The organism is Streptomyces sp. SYP-A7185 (assembly GCF_046103685.1).
Classification (GTDB): domain Bacteria; phylum Actinomycetota; class Actinomycetes; order Streptomycetales; family Streptomycetaceae; genus Streptomyces.
Window position 1 is genome coordinate 7,305,708 of record NZ_CP122310.1, and the last position, 20,413, is coordinate 7,326,120.

A 20,413-nucleotide genomic window follows, 5' to 3' on the forward strand; every position below is an offset into this window, starting at 1 on the left:
ACTCCTCCTGACCGCTTCGATTTCCGAAGCGCTCGGGGAAGCGTAGCCCGCCCACCGGGACTTTGTCCCGCCCCCGTGGGCCGGTGTCCCGGGCAAGTGCGGCTCCATGTCCCGTGGTCGGCGGCGGTTCTTGCCCATAGAGGGCCTTGCTGCCGCCGACCTACCTTCGAGTGAGGCGCCCCGGGAAAGCCGCGTATTCCGCGAGAACCGCGCGGCGGCGACAGCCGCGAAACCCGCGAAAACACCGGGAGAGCGCCGCGCCCCACCCCATCCCGAGAAACCCGGAGAAAGGCAGCCCATGAAGCGTGTGCACAGGACCCACGTCAAGGCGGAGATAGTCCGCGAACCGGGGGCGAAGGAGACCCTCCACCGGAAACTCATCGACACACCGGACGGCGCCGACCGCTTCGTCCTCACCGAATTCGAGGTCTCCCCGAACGGTTCCACGCCACCGCATTACCACGAGTGGGAGCACGAGATCTATGTGCTCGAAGGGTCGATGGGACTCGTCATGCCGGAGCAGGGCAAGACCGAGGAAGTGGGCCCCGGCGACGCCATCTTCATCCCCCGGGGCGAACCCCACGGCTTCGTCACGGGCCCGGACCAGACCTGCCGGTTCCTGGTCGTCGCACCCTGCGAGCGGCCCCCCGTACGGAACGTGTTCCTCTCCGAGGACCCGTACGAGTACACGCAGAACCCCGAGTACGTGAGCCTCCTGGAGGCCGGCAAGTGACTGCCCCGACGACCGCGGCCCACCGCCGCGCGCTCGCTCCCTACGAAGACGCGCCGGACCCCGGCCCGCTCCTCGCCCTGAACTTCGGCTTCGCCCGCGCCCGAGTGCTCGGCACCGCCCTGGACCTGGGCGTGTTCACCGGCCTCGCCCGGGGCTCGCGCGGCACGCGGGGCCTCGCCGCCGAACTGGGCTGCGACACCGCCGCGCTGCGCGCACTGCTCGCCGCCCTGGAGGAGCTCGGCCTGGTCGCGGGCGGTGCCGAGGAGAGCTGGACGCTCACCGACACCTCCCGCGCCCATCTCGTCGAGGGCGGTCGCGGCTACCTCGGCGGCCACTTCGCGGACGTCCTCGCGGAGTGGGACCAGTGGAGCGGCCTCACCGACCTGGTGCGCACCGGCGGGCACGGCGGCGGCGAGCTGGGCCTGCCGGAGAACCGGGGGCGGTATCCGGGGATGTTCGCCGGGATCTTCCCGGTGGGCGTGCGCACCGCCTTCCGCGTGACGCGGGAACTGGCCCTGCCGCGCGCGGGCCGTGTCCTGGACTTCGCCTCGGGCGCCGGTGAGTGGGGCATCGCCCTGGCCGCCGCCGACCCGCGGGCACGGGTGGTGGCCCACGACGCCCCGGAGCTGCTCACCGCCGCCCGGGAGCGCGCCGCGGAGTTCGGCGTGGCGGAGCGGTTCCGCTTCGTCCCCGCCGACTTCACCCGGGACTACGCGGGCGACTTACCCGGGGCGCCCTTCCCCGACGGCTGCTTCGACACCGTCGTCCTCGCCCACCTGAGCCGTTTCGCGGGCCCGGACGCCACCGAGCGCCTCGTCCAGGAGTGCGCGCGGCTGCTGCGCCCCGGCGGCACCCTCCTGATCGTCGACGTCATGCGCCAGGAGCCGGGGCGGCCCGCCCTGCACCGCCCGATGATCGCGCTCAGCCTCCTGGTGAACACCGAGGCGGGCGGGGTCCAGGAGGAATCCGCGTACCGCGCGGTCATGGAGAAATACGGCGTGACGGCACAGGAATCCGTCACGCCCGGCCTCATCACCGTCCTCACCGGAGAAAGGCGTCAGTGATGCACGTACGAGAAGTGGTGGTCACCGGCCTGGGCGTGGTCAGCCCGGCCGGTATCGGAACAGAAGCATTCTGGGAAACGGTCTCGGCGGGAAAGAGCGTCACCAAACCCCTGTCCGACATCACGAGTTCGGCCCTCTTCGGGAACTTCGCATTCGCCTCCGATGCGATCGCCGAGGTCGCCGGATTCGAAGAGCAGATCCCGGGACTGCCGCCCGAGGTGCAACGCCTGGACCGGTACACGCAGTTCGCCGTCGCGGCGGCTTTCCAGGCCGTACGGGACGCCGGACTCGACCGGGGCACCTACGACCCGGTGCGCGCCGGACTCTCGCTGTCCACGGCCGTCTGCGGCACCCCGAAGATGGAGGAGGAGTTCCTGCGGGTCACCGACGAGGGCCGGGGGCCCATCGACCCGGCCGAGGCGGGCCGCGACCTGTACCTCGCGTCCATGTCGAACACCCCCGGCACGATCCTCTCCGCGCTCCTCGGCATGCAAGGCCCCTGCGTGACCCTGTCGACCGGCTGCATCGGCGGCGTCGACGCGATCGGCCACGCCTACGACGCGATCCGCCACGGCGAGGCGGACGTGATGATCGCGGGGGCCACGGAGGCGCCCATCACTCCGGTGACGGTGGCGTCCTTCGAGATCATCAACTGCCTCTCCCGTATCCACGCCGACCGGCCCGAGGCCGCCTCGCGGCCGTACGACGCGGGCCGCGACGGCTTCGTGCTCGGCGAGGGCTGCGGAGTCGTCGTCCTGGAGTCGCGCGAACACGCCGAGCGCCGGGGAGCCGCGCCCTACCTGACGGTCGACGGCTTCTCGCACACCTCCAACGCCGCGCACATGACGGACCTGCTCTCCGACGGCGCCGACCTGACCCGCGCCATGACACAGGCCGTAGCGGAGGCCGGCCTGCGTCCGGAGGACATCGACCACGTCAGCTCGCACGGCAGCTCCACCCCGCAGAACGACACGTGCGAGACCAGCGCCCTCAAGCTCGCCCTCGGCGAGCGCGCCCGCGAGATCCCGGTGAACTCGGCGAAGTCGATGGTCGGCCACGCGCTGGCCGCCGCGAGCGCCATGGAGATCGTGCTCTGCGCCCTCGCGGGCAAGCACTCCTTCGTCCACCCGACCGCCAACTACGAGAACCCCGACCCCACCTGCGACCTCGACTACGTCCCCGGCGAGGGCCGCCCGTGGCACGGCGAGGCGATCCTCAAGGGCGCCAGCGGCTTCGCGGGACTGCACGCCGCCCTCGTCACACGGGCCGTACGGGAAGGGGCGCACCGATGAGCGTCGTCATCACCGGCATCGGCGCGGTCACCCCGGCCGGCACCGGCATCGATCCCCTGTGGGACAGCGCACGCGACGGTGTCCCGCGCGTCACCGCCATCGACCGCTTCGACGCCTCCTCGTACGCGACGTCGGCGGCGGGCCAGGCCGACTTCGACGCGGGCGCCGAACTGCCCTCCCGCTTCGTCAAGCGCACCGACCGCTTCACGCACCTGTCCGTCCACGCCGTGCGGCAGGCCCTCGCGGACGCCGGCGTCACCGTGGGCGAGGACGCGTCCGCCGAGCGCACCGGCGTCATGGTCGGGAACATCCTGGGCGGCTGGGAGTTCGCCGAACGCGAGCTGCGCCACCTGTGGACCGACGGGCCGCGCGCGCTCAGCCCCTACCAGGCGACCGCCTGGTTCCCCGCGGCGCCCCAGGGCAACATCTGCATCGACCAGGGGATCAAGGGCCCGGCACGCACGTTCGTCGCCGACCGGGCCAGCGGCGCGTACGCCCTGATCGGCGGGGCCGAGACGCTCCTGCGCGACCGCGCGGACCTCGTGGTCGCGGGGGGCGTGGAGGCGCCCCTGTCGCCGTACGGCTGGCTCTGCATGGAGACCAGCGGGCTCGGCGCCAAGTCCCGCGGCTCGCTCAACCCGCATGAGCTGTACCGCCCCTTCGACGCGGGCCACGGCGGCAGCGTCTTCGGCGAGGGCGCGGTGTTCCTCGTCATGGAGCGCCGCGAACACGCCGAGGCGCGCGGGGCGCGGATCCTGGGGGAGCTGGCCGGCTGGGGCGTGAGCACCGACGGCTACATGCCGTACTACACCGTCGAGCCGACCGGGCAGGTCCTCGCCCGCGCCCTGCGCACCGCCACGGAACGCGCCGGGATCGCGGGCGCCGACATCGGGGCGGTCTTCGCGCACGGCTCGGGCGTTCCCTTCGAGGACGTGACCGAGGGATACGCGCTGCACGAGGCGTTCGGCCCCGCCGTCGCCCGGCGGCTCCCGGTCACCGCGCCCAAGGCGGGCTTCGGCCATCTCCTGGGCGCGGCGGCGCCCGCCGACGCGGCGCTCGCCCTGCGGGCCCTGCGCGACGGGGTGCTGCCGCCGACCCCGAACCTGGACCACGCCGCTCCCGGCATCGACCTCGACGTGGTCGCGGGGCAGGCACGGCCCCTGGCCGACCGCGCGCACGCACTGGTGGTCTCGCGCGGCCTGGGAGGTGTCAACGCATGTCTGCTGCTGAGCCGCTGACCGTGCGGGGCGCCCTGCCGCCGTCGGCCGGGATCCGCGCGGTGGGCATCGACGTCGTGGACGTCGAGCGGCTGCGCGCCATGACCGAGCGGCGGGGGCGGCGGCTCGTGGAGCGGTTTCTCACCGTCAACGAACTGGCCCTGTGCGACGGCGGATCGCCCCGCCACCGGGCCTCCCGCATGGCCGGCCGCATCGCCGCCAAGGAGGCCGTGCGCAAAGCACTCGGCGGCCACGGCGAAGGCCTTGGCTGGCGGGACGTGGAGATCGGCCGCGAGGCGTCGGGGGCACCGGCGCCCCGGCTGACGGGGCGGGCCGGTGAGGCGTTCCGGCGCGCGGGCTACAGCGGGCTGCACGTGAGCATCTCGCACGAGGCGGGCGTGGCCGTGGCGATCGCGGTCGCCGACTGACCCGCGCTTCCTCACCGGGCCATGCGAAGCGAGTCATCTGATCCGAACCCTCCGCACCACTTAAACCATCCGCACCACCTACACCCTCCGAACCACCGGAAGGAGCACGTGAGTTCCATGGACACGGACATCCGAGAGAACGTGGTCACCGTCCTGCGCGGTGCCGGCTTCGAGAGCGAGGAGCTGACCGACGACCAGCGCCTGGCCGACGACCTCGACATCGACTCGACCGAGCTGGTCGAGATCGTCGTCGCCCTCGAACAGCACTTCGGCGTCAGCATCGACGCCGACGCCGAGGGCGGCTTCCGCACCGTTGGCGACCTCGTCGATGGCGTGCGCCGCCTGTTGACCGCGGGCGTCGCCCCGGTGGGGAGCTGAGCCGATGCCCAGGATCGAGAACAGCGTGGTCATCGAGGCCGACGCCCTGCGCGTCTTCGAGATCACCAATGACATCGGCCGCTGGCCCGACCTCTTCGACGAGTACCGCCACGCCAAGGTGGTCTCCGAGGAGCGGGACGGGCGCTGGACCGAGATCCTCTTCGAGCTGACCAACCCCGAGGGCGCGACCTGGACTTCCTGGCGGCTCCTGGACCACCGCGAGCTCACGGCGGTCGCCGAGCGGCGCGATCCGCTCTTCCCCTTCCGCTACATGCACCTCAGGTGGAGCTACCGGCCGGTGCCCGAGGGGACCCTGATGACCTGGGTCCAGGACTTCGAGGTCGACGACGCCTTTGATGTCCCCCTGCCGACCGTGGTGGAGCGCATGCAGCTGCACACCCGGCAGAACCAGGCGGGCATCAAGCGGAAGATCGAGTCCGGAGTCTGAGGTCCCGGTGTCCGTCGCCGTCACGGGGGCCATCGCGATGGACCACCTCCTGACCTTCCCCGGCCGCTTCCCGGACCGACCGGGCGCGGATCGGTCGGGAACGGGCCGGTCCGGAGCGGATCAGTCGGAAGCGGGTCGACCGGGAGCGGGTCGGCCTGGGCCACGCCGCCCGCACGTCGCGTCGCTGCCCTTCCTCGCCGAGCGGTTCGCGGTCCGCCGGGGCGGGGCCGCGGCCAACATCGCCTTCGGTCTCGGCCGCCTCGGCCTGACCCCGGTCCTGGTCGGCGCGGCCGGCTCCGACTTCGCCGACTACCAGGTGTGGCTCAAGCAGCACGGGGTCGACACCGAGTCCGTCCTGGTCGTGCCGGGCGAGCACACCGCGCGGCACGTGCGCGCCACCGACGCGGCGGGGGAGCGGATCACCGCCTTCAGGCCGGGGGCCATGGGGGCGTCGGCGACGCTCTCGCTGCGGTCCGTGGCGGAGCGTACGGGGGGTCTCGATCTGGTGGTGGTCGCTCCCGGCGACCCGGTGGCCATGCTCCGGCACACCGCGGAGTGCCGGGCGCTGGGGCTGCCGTTCGTGGCCCACCCCGCGTGGCGGATCGGGGCGCTGGGCCGCGCCGGGCTCACGTACTGCGTCTCGGGGGCGAGGTGCCTCGTCACCGGCGAGGGCGAGGCGAGACGGTTGAGGGAGGCCACCGGGTGGAGCGGTCCGGGCGTCCTCGAACGCGTCGGGGCGTGGGTCACCACGCTCGGCGCCGCCGGGGCGCGGATCGAGCGCGCGGGCCGTGAGCCGTGCCTCGTCCCCGCGCTCGGCTCGGTCACGGTGGCCGAGCCGAGCGGGGCGGGCGACGCCTTCCGGGCGGGCCTCGTCGCCGGGCTCGTCCGGGGCGCACCGCTCGAACGGTCCGCCCAACTGGGCTGCGCGCTGGCCGCGTTCGCCCTGGAGGCACCCGGAGCACAGGAGTACGCGATGGACGTACGCCGCCTCCTCGGCCGGGTCAGGGAGGCGTACGGCCATACGGCGGCGGCCGCGATCCACCGCCTGCTCGCCCCCGCCGCGTGAGGCGTCACGGCGAGAGAGAGACCGAGAGAGACCGAGAGAGACACAGACGCACACCGAGACGCCCGGAAGAAGCCCACCAGAAGCCCAGCAGTGGCCCAGCAGAAGCCCACCAGAAACACGGAATACGCGTGGAAGAAGCGAGGTACAGCCGATCGTGACCGCATACGTGGACCTGAGCATCCCCATCAGCCGCCGGGCACCCGGCGTGGAGTTCGAGCAGTGGCTCCACCGGGACGGCATCCGCCATCTCTCGCGCAGGATCAGGGCGCTGCCGGGGGACAGCCGCGGTGACCGGCGGCGCAACTACTGGCGCTGGCTGACCGGAACCCGCAGGCTGCGCACCCGCGACCTGCCCGGCGGCTGCTTCCTGTCCAACGAGTTCTACCGGATGTCCGTGCACCAGGGCACGCACGTGGACGCGCCCTTCCACTACGGCCCCCGGTGCGCGGGCAGCCCCGCGAAGAAGATCCTCGACCTGCCCCTGGAGTGGTTCTGCGGGCCCGGTGTCGTCCTCGACGTACGGGAGTGCGGCGGGCGCGTCACGGCGTCCGACGTGAAGGAGGCGCTGCACGCGGCCGGTTCGGAGGTGGGTCCGGGGACGGTCGTGCTCTTCCGCACCGACTCGGATCTGCGCCTGGGCACTCCCGCGTACCACACGGAATCGACCGCCGTCACGCCCGGGGCCGTGGACCATCTCCTCGATCTCGGCGTGAAGGTGCTCGGAACCGACTGCTGGAGTTTCGACGGCCCGGCGCGCGCGATGGTGGAGTCCTTCTACGCGACCGGGGATCCGGCCGCTCTCTGGCCCACGCATATCCATGGGAGGAAACGGGAGTTCATCCAGATCGAGGGATTGGCCCGATTGCGGGACCTGCCGGAAAAGGGCGCGTTCACCTTTATGGCCTTCCCCGTCGCCCTTGCCGACGCGGGTGCGGCGTGGTGCAGGGCGGTGGCCGAAGTGCGGTGAACCGCCCCATTGCACGGGCATTGGAAATTTTCCCCGCACCGGGTCAGGGAAAGGGCGTCGCCATGCGTCACGGGTCCGTCGCGAGGCCTTGGTGCCGGCCCAGGGAGCGCTTGGCGTACAGGACGGTCTGGACGCGGTTCGGGGTGCCCAGTTTGGCGTAGATGCGGCTCAGGTAGTTGCGCACGGTCTTGGGGCGAATGCCCAGGGCGGTGGCGATGCAGGCGGTCTCGTGGTCCTCGGCGACCAGGGACAGGATCTGCCGCTCGCGCTCGGTCAGGGTGGAGAGGGCGGCGTCCTCACCGCGGTGGCGGCCCGCCATGAGCTGGAGGATCGGCCCCGCGGTGGCCGCGGAGAAGGCGGCGCCGTCGCGGTGCACGGCGAGGAGCGTGGTGCGCAGTTCGTCCGCGTCGATGCTGCGGGAGAGGTAGGCGTTGGCTCCGGCCACGAAGGCCTCGCGCATGTACACCGGCTGCTGGTTGGAGGAGAGGATGACGATGCGCACGTGGCCGGACGCGCGGCGAACGGCCCGGATCGCGTCCACGCCGCCCGTGCCGGGGACGCCGAGGCCCATCACGACGATCTGCGGGCGGTGCGCGCGCAGGTGGCCGAGCGCGGCGGCGGCGTCGTGGGCAATGGACACGACGCGGAATTCCGTAAACCCGTCGAGAAGCTTTCGGAATCCTTCGAGCACGAGTTGTTCGCTGTCGACAAGCAGGATCTTTATCGATGACATTGACGGTCCCCCTGGCCCCCGTTGGCCGATTCTCATCGTAGACGAATTATCTGCCTGATCCGATGCTACACCACCTTCACAAAGGCGCTTCCGGTTAATAGTCAATAGTGCGGCAGTGGGGCCGGGCGACATGTTTCGGCGATTTGTCGGAGTCACAGATTCCTTTCGCGCATCGATCGGAATTCACTTGAAAACTTTATGGAGATGGGAGGGAGGGGGACGAGGGAGGCGGGGTGCGGTGAGTGGCGCGCCTCGGGGAGGGTGACACCTTCAGTCATCGGAGCGATGAAGCTTGATCACGCCAACATCCGCCCCGTCAGGGTCAGTTGAGCGCATTGACATCCGATGTATTCGACCCTACGTTCCCGAGCGACCCGTCAACCTCAGGGAGCTGCCCCCATGCGCACCCAGCTCAGCCGTGCCCGGCGAAGAGTCGCCGGGATCGCCCTGCTCCTCGCCTCGGCCCTCGCCGCCACCGCCGTCCCCGCGGCCGTCGCGGCACCGACGGAATCCCCCGCCCCGAAAGCACCGATGGCCTCAGCGGCTCAGCGGACCGCGACCCCCGCGGGCCCGGGAACCGACCACGCCACCGACGACCCCTTCACCGCCGACCGCACCAACTGGTGGCGGCAGGACCGCTTCGGCATGTTCATCCACTTCGGCGCGTACTCCCACCTGGAAGGCGAGTACAAGAAGGCCGACGGCTCGGTCTGCCGCGACGCCGAGTGGATCCAGCGCCAGTGCGACATCCCGAAGGCGGAGTACGAGAAGCAGGCCGCGGCGTTCGACCCCGCCGACTTCGACGCCAAGGCCGTCGTCAAGGCGGCCAAGGACGCCGGAATGCGCTACATCGTCATCACCTCGAAGCACCACGAGGGGTACGCGATGTGGCCGACGAAGGTCAACGACTGGAACCTGCGCGACCACTCGTCCTTCGACAAGAAGCGCGACATCCTCGCCGAGCTGAAGAAGGCATCCGACGAGGCGGGCATCAAGCTCGGCTTCTACTACTCGATCTGGGACTGGCACGACCCCGACTTCCCCGACCCGGCCACCTTCCCGAAGTACGAGAAGCGGATGCGCGCCCAGCTCAAGGAGCTGGTCGACACCTACGACCCCGCCCTGCTGTGGTTCGACGGCGAGTGGGACACCGACAAGCCCCACAACCCCTGGACGGCGCGGGACGGCGAGCGGCTGGAGGCCTATCTCCGCGGCCTCGACCCCGACCTGATCATCAACAACCGCGTCGGCAAGCGCCGCGTCGTCGACGGCGACTACGGCACCCCCGAGCAGGAGATCCCCGGCGCCCCCGTCGACGGCCAGCTCTGGGAATCCTGCATGACCCTCAACGGCCACTGGGGCTTCGCGCGCTACGACACCGACTGGAAGTCGTCGTCCACCCTGGTCCGCAACCTCCTCTCCACGACCTCCCGCAGCGGCAACTACCTCCTGAACGTCGGCCCCGACGCCCGCGGCCGTATCCCGCGGCCCTCCGTCGACCGCCTGCAGCAGATGGGCGACTGGCTGCGGACGGCGGGCCAGGGCGAAGCGGTCTTCGGCGCCCGCTTCGGCGGACTCGTCGAGGAACCGTCCTGGGGTTCGGTCAGCCGCAAGGGCAACAAGCTGTACGCGGCGGTCACCCGGTGGCCCGCGGCCGGCGCCGCCCTGCACCTGACGGCGCGTACCGCCTTCGACGTCACGTCGGCGCGGGTGCTCGGCAGCGGTCAGAAGGTGACGGTCACCGAGGCCGGCGACGGCTTCGACCTGAAGCCGTCCGGCGCCGCCACCAACGACACCGCCCCGGTCGTCGAGCTGACGGTGGACCCGGGGCCGACCGCCCGCCCCGGTCGCGGCACGGGTCTGAAGCAGGAGGTCTTCGACAACGCCGACCTGAGCGGCACCCCGAAGATCACCCGCACCGACCGCTCCGTCAACCACGCGTGGAAGTTCGGGGGCTCACCGGCGGCGAGCATCCCCGCCGACCGGTTCAGCGTCCGCTGGACCGGGACGCTGGAGCCGCGCCGCTCGGAGACGTACACGCTGACGACCGTGTCGGACGACATGGCGCGGGTGTGGGTCGACGGCAAGCTCGTCATCGACGCATGGACACCCCATGAGCCGAAGACCGACAAGGGGCAGATCGCGCTGACCGCGGGCAAGCGGCACTCCATCAAGGTCGAGTACGCGGAACAGACCGGCGAGGCCCACATGAAGCTGCTCTGGTCCAGCCCCGGCCAGGAGCAGCAGATCGTGCCGACGGCGCAGCTGTACGCGCGCTGAGCGAGCCGCGGATCCCGCGGCGGGCGGGTCGCCGGGCCTTCGCCGGGCGATTCGGGCCCCAAGTCCCGAGGAATCAGGACTTGGGGCCCCCGCATCGGGGACCAACGGCGGGCATCTTCCACTTTCCGAAATAGGCAGTGTTGATCGACGCCAACTGGGCAGGTGAACGTCCGTCGATCTCTGACCACCCAGGTCAGGCGGTCGATGACAGCCATTGCCGAGCAAGAGAGTGACTGCACCGTGAGCGCGCCCGAAGCCCCTGAAATACCGGCACCGCCCGCTCCGGAGGCCATAGCCCGGCACCGCACGCTCTTCCGGGCGATCCACCGCCGCAAGAACCCGCGCCTTCGCCAGTCGGACATCACCGTCACCGAAGAGGCCCAGGTCAAGCGGGCGGTGAAGGCGACCGCGCTCGGCAACGCCATGGAGTGGTACGACTTCGGCGTCTACGCCTACCTCGCGGTGATCATCGGCAAGGAGTTCTTCCCCTCCGGCAACGACACCGCGCAGACGCTCTCCTCGCTCGCGACGTTCGCCGCTGCCTTCCTGGTCCGTCCCATCGGCGGCATGTTCTTCGGCCCGCTCGGCGACCGCGTCGGCCGCAAGAAGATCCTCGCGCTGACCATGATCATGATGTCGACGGCGACCCTGGCGATCGGCCTGATCCCCGGCTACGCCACGATCGGCGTGTGGGCGCCGGTCCTGCTCGTCTTCTGCCGCATGGTGCAGGGCTTCTCGACGGGCGGTGAGTACGGCGGCGCCGCGACCTTCATCGCCGAGTACGCGCCGGACAAGCGCCGCGGGTTCTGGGGCTCCTTCCTGGAGTTCGGCACCCTGATCGGCTACACCGTCGCGGCGGTCCTGGTCACCGCCCTGACCATGGGCCTCAGCGACGACGCCATGCAGTCCTGGGGCTGGCGCATCCCGTTCCTGGTGGCGGCGCCGCTCGGCCTCATCGGTCTCTACCTGCGGCTGAAGCTCGACGAGTCGCCCGCCTTCCAGAAGATGGCGGAGGCCGAGAGCGGACCGGCCGCCGAGCGCCAGAAGAAGTCGTTCAAGGACTCCTTCTTCGGCCAGTGGAAGGCGATGCTGCTCTGCATCGCGCTGGTGGCCGCGTTCAACGTCACCGACTACATGCTGCTGTCGTACATGCCGACGTATCTGACGCAGCTCGGCTTCGGCGAGACCGGCGGCCTGATGTCCATCGTGGTCGTCATGCTGATCCTGATGGCGCTCATCAACTCCGTCGGCCGCCTCTCCGACCGCATCGGCCGCAAGCCGGTCCTGATGGCCGGCTCGGTGGGTTTCTTCGTCCTGGCCCTCCCGGCCTTCCTGCTCATCAAGCAGGGCGGCACGGTCGCGGTCTTCACCGGTCTGCTGATCCTCGGCCTCGCGCTGGTCTGCTACCTGGGCGCCATGTCCTCCTCGCTGCCGGCGCTCTTCCCGACGGACGTCCGCTACGGCTCGCTGTCCATCGGCTTCAACATCTCGGTCTCGCTCTTCGGCGGTACGACCCCGCTGGTGGTCGCCGCGTTGATCGGTGCGACTGGCAACGACCTGATGCCCGCGTTCTACACGATGCTGGCCGGTCTGGTCGGCATCATCGCGGTGGCCGCGATGAAGGAGACGGCCCGCCAGCCGCTTGAGGGCTCCCCGCCCTCGGTCTCGACCCCCGAGGAGGCCCGGGAACTGGTGGCGGCTCAGCGCCCCTGAACCCGGGGTACGTCCCGTGCGGCGCGAGCGGCGGGCGTGCGGTGTCCGGGTCAGTCGCAGAGGCGGCGGGTGGTGAGGGAGCCGCCCGCGTTCTCGTCGTCCGTGCCGAGGGCCGCGAGGCGGGAGCCGGGGACGCAGTGCAGTCCCTCGATCTTGTAGCCCTGGAACGTCTCCAGGAGTTGGGGCGACCGGTCGACGGAGAGCCGTACCTTTCCCGCGGAGGTGACGGTCAGCGTGCCCGCGTCGCTCACGGCCGAGTCGAAGGGCCCGTCGTCACCGGCGTCGGCGGCCGAACTGACCAGGAGACGGCCCGACTTGGTCACCTCGATGTCCGACGCGTGGCGCACGTCGCCCTTCGGGTAGGGCGCACGATAGGTCGCCTTCTGCACCGCCCCGAACTTCGAGTCGCCGTACGCGTCGACGGAGAACGGAGCCGCGTACAGCGTCGCCGGGCGGTCCGGGCCCGCGCCCCGGTCCGCCCAGACCGCCGCCGTCCTGCCGTGGCGCGAGGTGAGGGTGAAGCTCTCGAAGTTGTCGCCCGCGCCGATCGACGGCAGCGGTGTGATGTCCAGGACCTCCGCGCTCTCCCCGGCGTCGGTCAGCTTGACGTGGTAGGCGAGGCCGCGGCTTGCCACGGCCACGTACTCGTCGGACGTCCCCGGCACCGCGTCGACCGCCTCCAGGTCGACCGGCTCGATGCCGTCCTGCCAGGTGATCGCCGCGACCTCGGCGGGGCGGCCGATGCGGTGGGTCACCTCGGCGATGCGGTTCTCGCCGGGCTGCTTGTTGTCGCGTACGACGAGGGCGCGGAGTTCGTCACCCGAATGCGAGGTGACGGCGAGGCCGCTGATGCCCGACTTCACGTCGTCCCCGATCTGCTGCCACCGCCCGGCCTCCGGCCGCGCCGCCGACGGTCCGGTGCCGAGCGAGAGGGCAATTACCGCGCCCAGGGCGGTCATTGCGGTCAGAACGGTCTTACGCATGGTCAGGGGCCTCTCGCTCGGGTCGCGACGCGCGTAGATTCACGGCTGGCCGGACGCTAATGGCCCGGCCCGCCGTGAGGCAAGAGGTGTACCCGGATCGGTCTAACAGCCGCCCGGCCGCGGGAGGACGGCTACGGCTTGCGGCCCACCGCGCCGTACGCGTCGACCGGCGTCGCGTCCTCGGAGTCGGGACGCCAGCGCGTGACCTGGGAGACGCCGGGCTCCACCAGTTCGAGGCCGTCGAAGAAGCCGCCGATCTCCTTCACGCTGCGGACGTGGTACGGGATCGCGCCGCTCCTGTTGTACTCGTTCGACGCGGCGATCATGCCCTCGCTGGTGGCGGTGCTGTCGCTGATCACCAGATGGCTGCCGGACGGCAGGCCCGCCATGAGCCGGGACACCAGATCACGCGCCTGCGCGTAATCACCCACGTGTCCCAGGGTGTTGAGGATCATCAGGGCGACCGGCCGGGAGAGGTCCAGGGTGGCGCCCGCGGACTCCAGGATGGCCTCGGGGGAGTACAGGTCGGCGTCGATGTACGCGGTCCGGCCCTCGGGCGTGCTGGTGAGCAGCGCGCGGGCGTGGGCCAGGACGAGCGGGTCGTTGTCCACGTAGACGATCCGGGAGTCCGGGGCCACGCGCTGGGCGACCTCGTGCGTGTTGTCGGCGGTCGGCAGGCCCGTGCCGATGTCGAGGAACTGGCGGATGCCCTGCTCCGTCGCCAGATACTGGACCGCGCGGCCGAGGAAGCGCCGGCTCAGGCGCGCCACGTCGACCAGACCCGGGTGGATCTCCTTGATGTGGTCGCCCAGTTCGCGGTCCTTCTCGTAATTGTCCTTGCCGCCCACGAAGTAGTTCCAGAAGCGGGCCGAGTGCGGCGTGCTGGTGTCGATGCGCGCGCGTATCTCCGCGGCGGCGTCGGCTTGGGGGTCACGGTCCGACACGAGGGGGCCTCCTGTGGGTGAGCGGTCCTGGCTGTTGCTTGAAAGAACGATCACCCGCCAATCTAGTTCCCGCGCCTCCTGAGCAGAGGCCGGTCACGTCAGAGGCCGATCACGGTCGGGTCGCCGGCCAGCGCCCTGAAGTACGCGCGGGGATCCGTCACCATCTGTCGCGCGTCGAGGTCCAACAGGCCGCCGACGGAGTGCAGTTCGGCCGCCGTGGTGCCGTCCGCCTTGCGGATCGACTGCTCGATGCGGAACGTCTTGCGCTCGCCCCACACGAACGCGCAGGTCACCTCCACCTCGTCGCCCGCGCGCAGTTCGCTGAAGTAGCGGATGGTGTTCTCCAGGGCGACCGGGCCGACCCCCTTGGCGAGCAGGTCCGCCTGCTCGATGCCCGCGGCGCGCAGCATCGACCAGCGGGCGTGCTCGGCGTACTGGAGGTAGACGGCTTGGTTCAGGTGGCCCTGGGAGTCCGTCTCGTACCCACGGACGCCGATGCTCACGGAAAACGGCTGCGACACGACATTCCCTTCGGTGGTGGAGCAAGGTCACTTCTTCGGCGCCCCGTGTCTAGCCCCTCCTGGGCGACGCGAGGAGATAGCGCGCGCCCCGCGGGCGCTCGGCGTGTTCGCTGACCTGCCAGCCCGCGGCTTCCAGCGCCGCCGCGCATGCTCCCAGCCTCTCGGGGGCCGGATCGCGCACGGCGACGGCCTCGGGCTGCGGGGTCTCGTCCACGCGGTAGCCCTCGGGTCCCGGCGGGCAGCCCGCAGCCTCCAGGGCCAGCGCGGCGGCCTGCACCAGATGCGTGCGCTCCCAGCCGCAGGGCCGGTCCCGCGCGCCGTCCGGATTGGTCATGCGGCGCAGCTCCAGGAGCCCTTCCCAGGCACTGCGTACGTCGCGGGCGCGTGCCGCGGGGCTCCCGGCGTCCGGCGGTGGCGCGGGCTCGGCGCCGGTGCGGGCGGCGAAGAGCCCCGTGGCGGCGGGCGCGGCCGGGGCCGGAGCGGGGACCCCGGCGGCGGACGGATCCTGGGCGCCCTCCCGGACGCGATGGCCCGCGGGCGTCAGGAAACAGGCGTGCGGCGGCCGGGGGTGCCGGAAGGCGAGGCCGTGGCGCACGAGCCCCGCCAGCTGTGTCTCGCTCCCGCTCAGCCGTCCCGTCGCCGGGTCGGCGGCCTCGATGATGCGCCGCTGCGCGGCCGTCGGAGGCTTCGTCATGCGCCCACCTCTTCCCCAGATCCTGCCGTCTGGTTCCGATGGTGCCCGGTCCCACTGACAACGGCCGCCGGACACCGTCGGCGGTGCCGCGCTCGCCGGGCACGCCGGGGCAGGTGTCGAGCAGCACGTCGGTGGCGCCGAGTCCGGCAGGCCGGCCGGTGGTCCCGCCCCGGCCGGCCCGGCCTCTGCGTGCTGCCCGCCGCTACTTGCTCATGGCGAAGCGCATCAGGGCCTGCTCGTCGCCCTGCTTGATCTTGCCGGTCTCATTGATGACCTGGAGCTTCCAGGACGACCCTTCCCGGATCGCCTTGGCCACGGCGCAGCCGTTGTCGTTCGTGAGCAGGCTCGGCCAGATGTCGGCGACCTGCTGGGTGCTGCCGCCCGTGGCGTCGTACACCTTGAAGCTGATGTTGCGCGCGTTCTGGAAGGCGCTGCGCTTCTTGTACGCGGCGGCGACGAACACGATGGAGGTGATGTTGTCCGGCACGCGCTCGAACTCGACGGTCACCGTCTCGTCGTCGCCGTCGCCCTTGCCGGTCTGGTTGTCGCCGCTGTGCACCAGCGAGCCGTTGCCCAGCGGGTCCAGCGAGTCGAGACCGGCCAGACGGACCGGGTCGGCCCCCGACATCGCGATGGCGATCAGGTCGAGGTCGGTGCCGGCCTTCTGGCGGAGCTTGCCCATCAGACCGCCGCTGCTGCCGACGGTGGGGTCCCAGGACACGCCTATGGACAGACGGGTCACGCCGCCCAGGTCCGCCGGTCCGTCTTCCTTCTTGAGCGTGATCATTCACGATCCTTCGTGGTGGTGAGAGTGCTTAATGAGACAGAGTCTGCCTGTTTTCACGGCCGAATGTTCCAGCTCGCCACCACCGGGCGGCCGTGCTCCGTGCTGAGACGGCAGACCGTTCCGGTCGCCAGCTGGAACAACGCCCCGCCCGACACCGGCAGTCCGAGGCGCCGCGCCGTCAGGACCCGCAGGAAATGGGAGTGCGCGAAGAGCACGACACTGGACTCGTAATTGGCCAGAGCGGCGTCGACCTTGGCCAGCATCCGGTCGGCCCGCTCGCCGATCTGCTCCGGGCTCTCACCGGGGTGCCCGGCGGGGCCGGGGGCCACTCCGTCCGTGAACAGATACCAGTCGGGGCGGGTGCGGTGGATCTCCACCGTGGTGACCCCCTCGTACGCCCCGTAGTCCCACTCGCCGAGGTCGGGGTCGACGCGGGCCTCCGGGAAGCCCGCCAGCGCCGCGGTGTCCCTGGCCCGCTGCATGGGGCTCGTGAACGCGGCGCCGATCCGGAACCTCCCGACGAGCGGCGCGAGCCCTCGCGCCTGCTCCCGGCCGTTCTCGGTGAGCGGGAGGTCCGTCCAGCTGGTGTGCTGCCCTGTCATGGACCATTCGGTCTCGCCGTGCCGGACGAGGAGCAGGTCACCCATGGTGCGGAACTTCCTGTCTGTCGAGGTTCTGATCGGGGGCGGCCGGTCCGGACGACCCGGTCCGGCCACCCCCGAGACTAGATCCCCGCAGGTACGCGCGCCGGGCGCCCCGACCCGCGCGTCAGACGGTGGCCCCCGATGCCCGCGAGGGCCGCGAGCACGCCGCCGCCCGCGGTCCACAGCCAGCGCGACGACCACCAGCCCGAGGCCCAGCCGTCCTCCGGCTCGGCGGACTGCGCAGCCGTCCCGGTGCCGATGCCCGGCACCAGCGGCTTCGCCAGCGTGCCGTCCACCGCCTGGGCGCCGCCCGCGTCGTTCGACGTCACCAACGCCGCGGCCCGCATCGGCAGCCCCAGGTCGTCCGCCTTGAGGCCGGTGACCGTCAGACGCGCGTAGTACGTGCCGGGCAGCGGGTCGTTCGCCCACGGCTCGGCCAGGGCGCGCACGGTACGCAGCGTGCAGGACAATTCGACCGCGGCGGCGTCCTGCGCCGCCGTCTTCGTCTGCGCGCCGAACCGGCACGCCTGACGGCGCCGCAGCCCGTCGTACACGTCGACCCGCCAGGTGGACTCGCCGTGCCGGGCGGCGTCCTCGGGGAGCTTCACCGTGGCGTGCACGGTGGGGCGCTGCCCGATGTCGGCGGGGAACGACCAGTACAGGTAGTCGCCGGTGGACGCCTCCGCCGTCGCCTCCTGGTCCTGGCGGATCGCCGTCGCCGTACGGAAGGAGGTGCCGGCCTCGGTCGGCGCGGCGGACTTCTCGGCGTCACCGGAGCCGTCGGCGGACGCGGTTCCGGCCGTGCCCGCCAGGGCGAGCAGCGCGGCACCGGCCAGCAGGCCGGCCCGGCTCAGCACACGTGTCGTACGCATCAGTTGGTCCTCCAGACCGCGAAGCGCCAGCGCGAGACCCAGCCCCAGACCAGACCGGCGACGAAGCCGGTGAGGATCAGTGCGCCGAGCAGCCACCAGCCGTTGCCCAGGCCGAAGGACGCCACGTCCGACGCCTCGTCGGGCGCGTCCACCAGGTCGACGGCCAGCTCGACGGGCAGACCCGGGGTCGTCTTGACCGAGGACGGCGCCGAGAAGGAGTTGCTGACCTGGAGGCACACGGTCTCGCCGGCGGCCTCACCGCCGTCCGCCCCCTCGTCGTCCCCGTCCCCGTCGTCCTCGGGCTTCGGATAGCGCAGACCGGTCGAGATCACGTCCGTGCGTCCGTCGCCCGCCTCGGAGCCGCGTACGATCTCGCGGCCGTGCGTGGTCGAGGCGCGCAGCAGGACGCCGTAGTCCTGGTTCACCGCGCGGTCGGCCCCGACGCTGACGGAAGCACGCAGCTCCTGGCCGGGCTCGACGTCCACGCGGTACCAGCGGTGCTCGCCGAACTTCTCACGGTCGGTGTAGACGCCCGCCTTCAGCTGCGGGGCCTCGGAGCACCGGGCGGCGCCCTCGGTCGCCGCCGGAGCGGCGACGGGGTCGGCCGCGCGGTCCACCAACTGCTTGACGCGGCCCGAGAGTTCGTCGGTGTGCCGCACCGAGGTGTACGTGCCGCCGGTGGCCTCCGCGATGCAGCTCAGCTGGTCGCGGGTCTTGGCGTCCGGCACCAGGCCGAGCGTGTCGATGGTGAGGTGGATGCCCTCGGCGGCGATCTTGCGGGCCACCTCGCAGGGGTCGAGCGGCTGGCAGGTGTCCTCGCCGTCGGAGATGAGGACGATGCGGCGGCTGCGCTCGGCGTTGTCGTCCTTGAGGTCGTCGGCGGCCTTCAGGAGCGTGGGGCCGATCGGCGTCCAGCCGGTGGGCGCCAGCGTGGCCACCGCGGTCTTCGCGTCGGTGCGCCCCGCCTGGTCGAGCTCGGCGACCGGGTAGAGGAGTTCGGTGTCCTTGCAGCCCGTCTTGCGGTCGTCGCCGCGGTAGTTGGCGCCCAACGTGCGTATGCCGAGTTGCACTTCGTCCGGCGTGGCGTCGAGCACCTCGTTGAACGCCTGCTTCGCCGCGGCCATCCGGGACTTGCCGTCGATGTCGCGGGCCCGCATCGAGCCGCTGACGTCGAGGACCAGCTCGACCTTGGGGGAGGGCTGTGCCGGTTCGTCGTCGGCTGCGGCGGGGCCCGCGGTGCCGAGCCCGGCGCTCAGGGCGGCGAGCAGGGCGAGAGCCCCGGCCGCCAGCCGTTGTCTTGTGATCATCGCCGGATCTTATTGATCTTGGCGTGCATACCCAAACCGGCAGGTGGGTATGACCCTTCGCCGCGGCGCCCGGCGGTCGTTGCTCACCGCCTCAGCTCACGGCCCCCGAACGCCCCGCTGCCGTCCGCCTGCTTCCACCACGTCTCCAGCGCCGTCTGGTCCATCGAACGCCACGGCGGAGTCTCCTCCACGAGCGCGTGGCCGAGGCGCCGCCCGAGGTCGACCATCGCCGCGCCGGCGATGGTGCGGTCGGTGTCGTACGTGTCGAGCGCGTCCGGCCAGGTCGTGGCCGTGGCGAAGGCGGACTCCAGGACCGTCGCGTCCTGGAGCGCCTTGACCGCGCCCGCCCCGGTGTGCGGCCGCGCGACGGTGGCGGCGTCGCCCATCAGGAGCACCCGGCCCGAGGTGTAGCGGGGCGCGGTGTAGTCGTACATCGGCTGGAGGAACAGCTCCTCGGGAGCGGTCGCGCGGACGAGGTCGCCCCAGTAGGGAGGCAGCAACGCGTCGCACACGTACGTCAGATGCGCGGTGAGGGCTCGCGTGAGCCCGCCGGGCGGCAGGCTGGTGGGGGCGGTGAGCCGCAGGTCGACGCCGAGCCCGAGGTCCAGATCCGGCGGCGGCGCGGTGTACAGGACCCAGTTGACGCGGTGGCCGCCGACTCCGTCGGGGATGCGGTAGACGATGACGTGGCCGCCCGGGAAGACGACGTAGGCGCAGTCCTGCGGCGCCCACAGCTCCGGCTCCGGCAGCCGGTCGGCGGGGAAGGCGCCCCGCCAGGCGAGGTATCCGGCGTACGCGGGCCGTACGGAGGCGAACACCGCCTCGCGGACCACCGAGCGGTAGCCATCGGCGCCGATCACGAGGTCGACCCGCTCGGAGCCGTCGGCGGTGACCACCTCGGCGCCCGCCTCTTCGGGATCCGCCCGCACGGTGTCCACCGCCACGCCCGGGCGGAAGGTCACGCAGTCGGGCACATGGCCGCGCAACTCACGCCACAGCGGACCCCAGTTGTACGTACGGAAGGGGAAGGGCATCGACCCGATCTCGTGCCCGAGCGGCCCGGCGGCCGATCCGTCCCGTACGTACCAGCGGCGCCGCTCCAGCTGCACCCAGGGCATGTCCGCGTCCAGATACCCGGCGGAATCCAGTTCCGCGTAACGGGAGTTGTGCACCGCGAGGCCGACCCCGCGGTCCGCGAGCCGGCCGGCGGCGCGCTCGTACACCGTGATCTCGTCGGCGCCGCCGCGGTACGCGGCGAGTGCGGCGGCGCATCCGGCGATGCTCCCGCCGACGACGGCGACCTTGCCTCCACGCATCATCGCGCCATCCTGGCAGCAAGCGT

Annotated in this window: 21 protein-coding genes; 11 read left to right on the forward strand and 10 right to left on the reverse strand. The window is 71.6% G+C overall.

Annotated elements, in window-relative coordinates; translation table 11 throughout:
• The first annotated feature begins 298 nt into the window (after positions 1 to 298).
• The 9 genes from QBL25_RS32030 (at position 299) to QBL25_RS32070 (ending at position 7,593) form a co-directional block, all read left to right on the forward strand.
• Entirely contained in the window at positions 299 to 733 is a 435-nt protein-coding gene (locus QBL25_RS32030) for a cupin domain-containing protein (protein ID WP_409060426.1), read from the forward strand.
• Entirely contained in the window at positions 730 to 1,797 is a 1,068-nt protein-coding gene (locus tag QBL25_RS32035; protein WP_409060427.1) for a methyltransferase domain-containing protein, read from the forward strand. Before QBL25_RS32030 ends, QBL25_RS32035 begins: the two co-directional genes overlap by 4 nt.
• Positions 1,797 to 3,089, forward strand: coding sequence for a beta-ketoacyl-[acyl-carrier-protein] synthase family protein (locus tag QBL25_RS32040; protein ID WP_409060428.1), 1,293 nt, complete (start codon positions 1,797 to 1,799; stop codon positions 3,087 to 3,089). Before QBL25_RS32035 ends, QBL25_RS32040 begins: the two co-directional genes overlap by 1 nt.
• Positions 3,086 to 4,327: a beta-ketoacyl-[acyl-carrier-protein] synthase family protein gene (locus QBL25_RS32045; protein WP_409060429.1), complete on the forward strand. Its 1,242-nt coding sequence runs from the start codon at positions 3,086 to 3,088 to the stop codon at positions 4,325 to 4,327. The genes QBL25_RS32040 and QBL25_RS32045 overlap by 4 nt, the downstream gene beginning before the upstream one ends.
• Positions 4,306 to 4,734, forward strand: coding sequence for a holo-ACP synthase (gene acpS / locus QBL25_RS32050; RefSeq protein ID WP_409060430.1), 429 nt, complete (start codon positions 4,306 to 4,308; stop codon positions 4,732 to 4,734). The genes QBL25_RS32045 and acpS overlap by 22 nt, the downstream gene beginning before the upstream one ends.
• Positions 4,735 to 4,851: 117 nt before the next feature.
• Positions 4,852 to 5,112 carry an acyl carrier protein gene (locus QBL25_RS32055; RefSeq protein ID WP_409060431.1) on the forward strand — a complete coding sequence of 87 codons (261 nt, stop codon included), beginning with the start codon at positions 4,852 to 4,854 and terminating at the stop codon, positions 5,110 to 5,112.
• Between the two features lie 4 nt (positions 5,113 to 5,116).
• Positions 5,117 to 5,560, forward strand: a complete 444-nt coding sequence (locus QBL25_RS32060; protein WP_409060432.1) for an SRPBCC family protein — start codon at positions 5,117 to 5,119, stop codon at positions 5,558 to 5,560.
• A gap of 7 nt (positions 5,561 to 5,567) precedes the next feature.
• Positions 5,568 to 6,626 (forward strand): PfkB family carbohydrate kinase, encoded by a 1,059-nt coding sequence (locus QBL25_RS32065; RefSeq protein WP_409060433.1) that lies wholly within the window; start codon positions 5,568 to 5,570, stop codon positions 6,624 to 6,626.
• Positions 6,627 to 6,780: 154 nt separating this feature from the next.
• Entirely contained in the window at positions 6,781 to 7,593 is an 813-nt protein-coding gene (locus QBL25_RS32070; protein ID WP_409060434.1) for a cyclase family protein, read from the forward strand.
• 67 nt (positions 7,594 to 7,660) lie between these two features.
• On the opposite strand, the gene QBL25_RS32075 is transcribed toward QBL25_RS32070, so the two are convergent.
• Positions 7,661 to 8,362 (reverse strand): response regulator, encoded by a 702-nt coding sequence (locus QBL25_RS32075; RefSeq protein WP_409060435.1) that lies wholly within the window; start codon positions 8,360 to 8,362, stop codon positions 7,661 to 7,663.
• Between the two features lie 363 nt (positions 8,363 to 8,725).
• On the opposite strand from QBL25_RS32075, the gene QBL25_RS32080 reads away from it, so the two are divergent.
• Positions 8,726 to 10,606: an alpha-L-fucosidase gene (locus QBL25_RS32080; RefSeq protein ID WP_409060436.1), complete on the forward strand. Its 1,881-nt coding sequence runs from the start codon at positions 8,726 to 8,728 to the stop codon at positions 10,604 to 10,606.
• A gap of 204 nt (positions 10,607 to 10,810) precedes the next feature.
• Positions 10,811 to 12,319 carry a glycine betaine/L-proline transporter ProP gene (gene proP, locus QBL25_RS32085; RefSeq protein ID WP_409060437.1) on the forward strand — a complete coding sequence of 503 codons (1,509 nt, stop codon included), beginning with the start codon at positions 10,811 to 10,813 and terminating at the stop codon, positions 12,317 to 12,319.
• Positions 12,320 to 12,369: 50 nt separating this feature from the next.
• Here the strand turns inward: proP and QBL25_RS32090 are convergent, their stop codons facing one another.
• The 9 genes from QBL25_RS32090 to QBL25_RS32130 form a co-directional block, all read right to left on the reverse strand.
• Positions 12,370 to 13,302, reverse strand: coding sequence for a hypothetical protein (locus QBL25_RS32090; protein WP_409060438.1), 933 nt, complete (start codon positions 13,300 to 13,302; stop codon positions 12,370 to 12,372).
• A 131-nt stretch (positions 13,303 to 13,433) separates the two neighbouring features.
• On the reverse strand, positions 13,434 to 14,246 hold the full coding sequence (locus QBL25_RS32095) for an SAM-dependent methyltransferase (protein WP_409060439.1): 813 nt from the start codon (positions 14,244 to 14,246) through the stop codon (positions 13,434 to 13,436).
• A gap of 98 nt (positions 14,247 to 14,344) precedes the next feature.
• Positions 14,345 to 14,767: an acyl-CoA thioesterase gene (locus QBL25_RS32100; protein WP_409060440.1), complete on the reverse strand. Its 423-nt coding sequence runs from the start codon at positions 14,765 to 14,767 to the stop codon at positions 14,345 to 14,347.
• A 49-nt stretch (positions 14,768 to 14,816) separates the two neighbouring features.
• On the reverse strand, positions 14,817 to 15,461 hold the full coding sequence (locus tag QBL25_RS32105) for a hypothetical protein (protein ID WP_409060441.1): 645 nt from the start codon (positions 15,459 to 15,461) through the stop codon (positions 14,817 to 14,819).
• 202 nt (positions 15,462 to 15,663) lie between these two features.
• Positions 15,664 to 16,248 carry a TerD family protein gene (locus QBL25_RS32110; protein ID WP_409060442.1) on the reverse strand — a complete coding sequence of 195 codons (585 nt, stop codon included), beginning with the start codon at positions 16,246 to 16,248 and terminating at the stop codon, positions 15,664 to 15,666.
• A 53-nt stretch (positions 16,249 to 16,301) separates the two neighbouring features.
• Positions 16,302 to 16,895: a histidine phosphatase family protein gene (locus tag QBL25_RS32115; protein ID WP_409060443.1), complete on the reverse strand. Its 594-nt coding sequence runs from the start codon at positions 16,893 to 16,895 to the stop codon at positions 16,302 to 16,304.
• A 77-nt stretch (positions 16,896 to 16,972) separates the two neighbouring features.
• The gene (locus QBL25_RS32120; protein ID WP_409060444.1) at positions 16,973 to 17,764 is read right to left on the reverse strand and encodes a hypothetical protein; all 792 of its coding nucleotides are present in this window, start codon (positions 17,762 to 17,764) and stop codon (positions 16,973 to 16,975) included.
• Positions 17,764 to 19,071, reverse strand: a complete 1,308-nt coding sequence (locus tag QBL25_RS32125; RefSeq protein ID WP_409060445.1) for a VWA domain-containing protein — start codon at positions 19,069 to 19,071, stop codon at positions 17,764 to 17,766. The genes QBL25_RS32120 and QBL25_RS32125 overlap by 1 nt, the downstream gene beginning before the upstream one ends.
• Positions 19,072 to 19,154: 83 nt before the next feature.
• Entirely contained in the window at positions 19,155 to 20,387 is a 1,233-nt protein-coding gene (locus QBL25_RS32130; RefSeq protein WP_409062845.1) for an FAD-dependent monooxygenase, read from the reverse strand.
• Positions 20,388 to 20,413 lie beyond the last annotated feature (26 nt).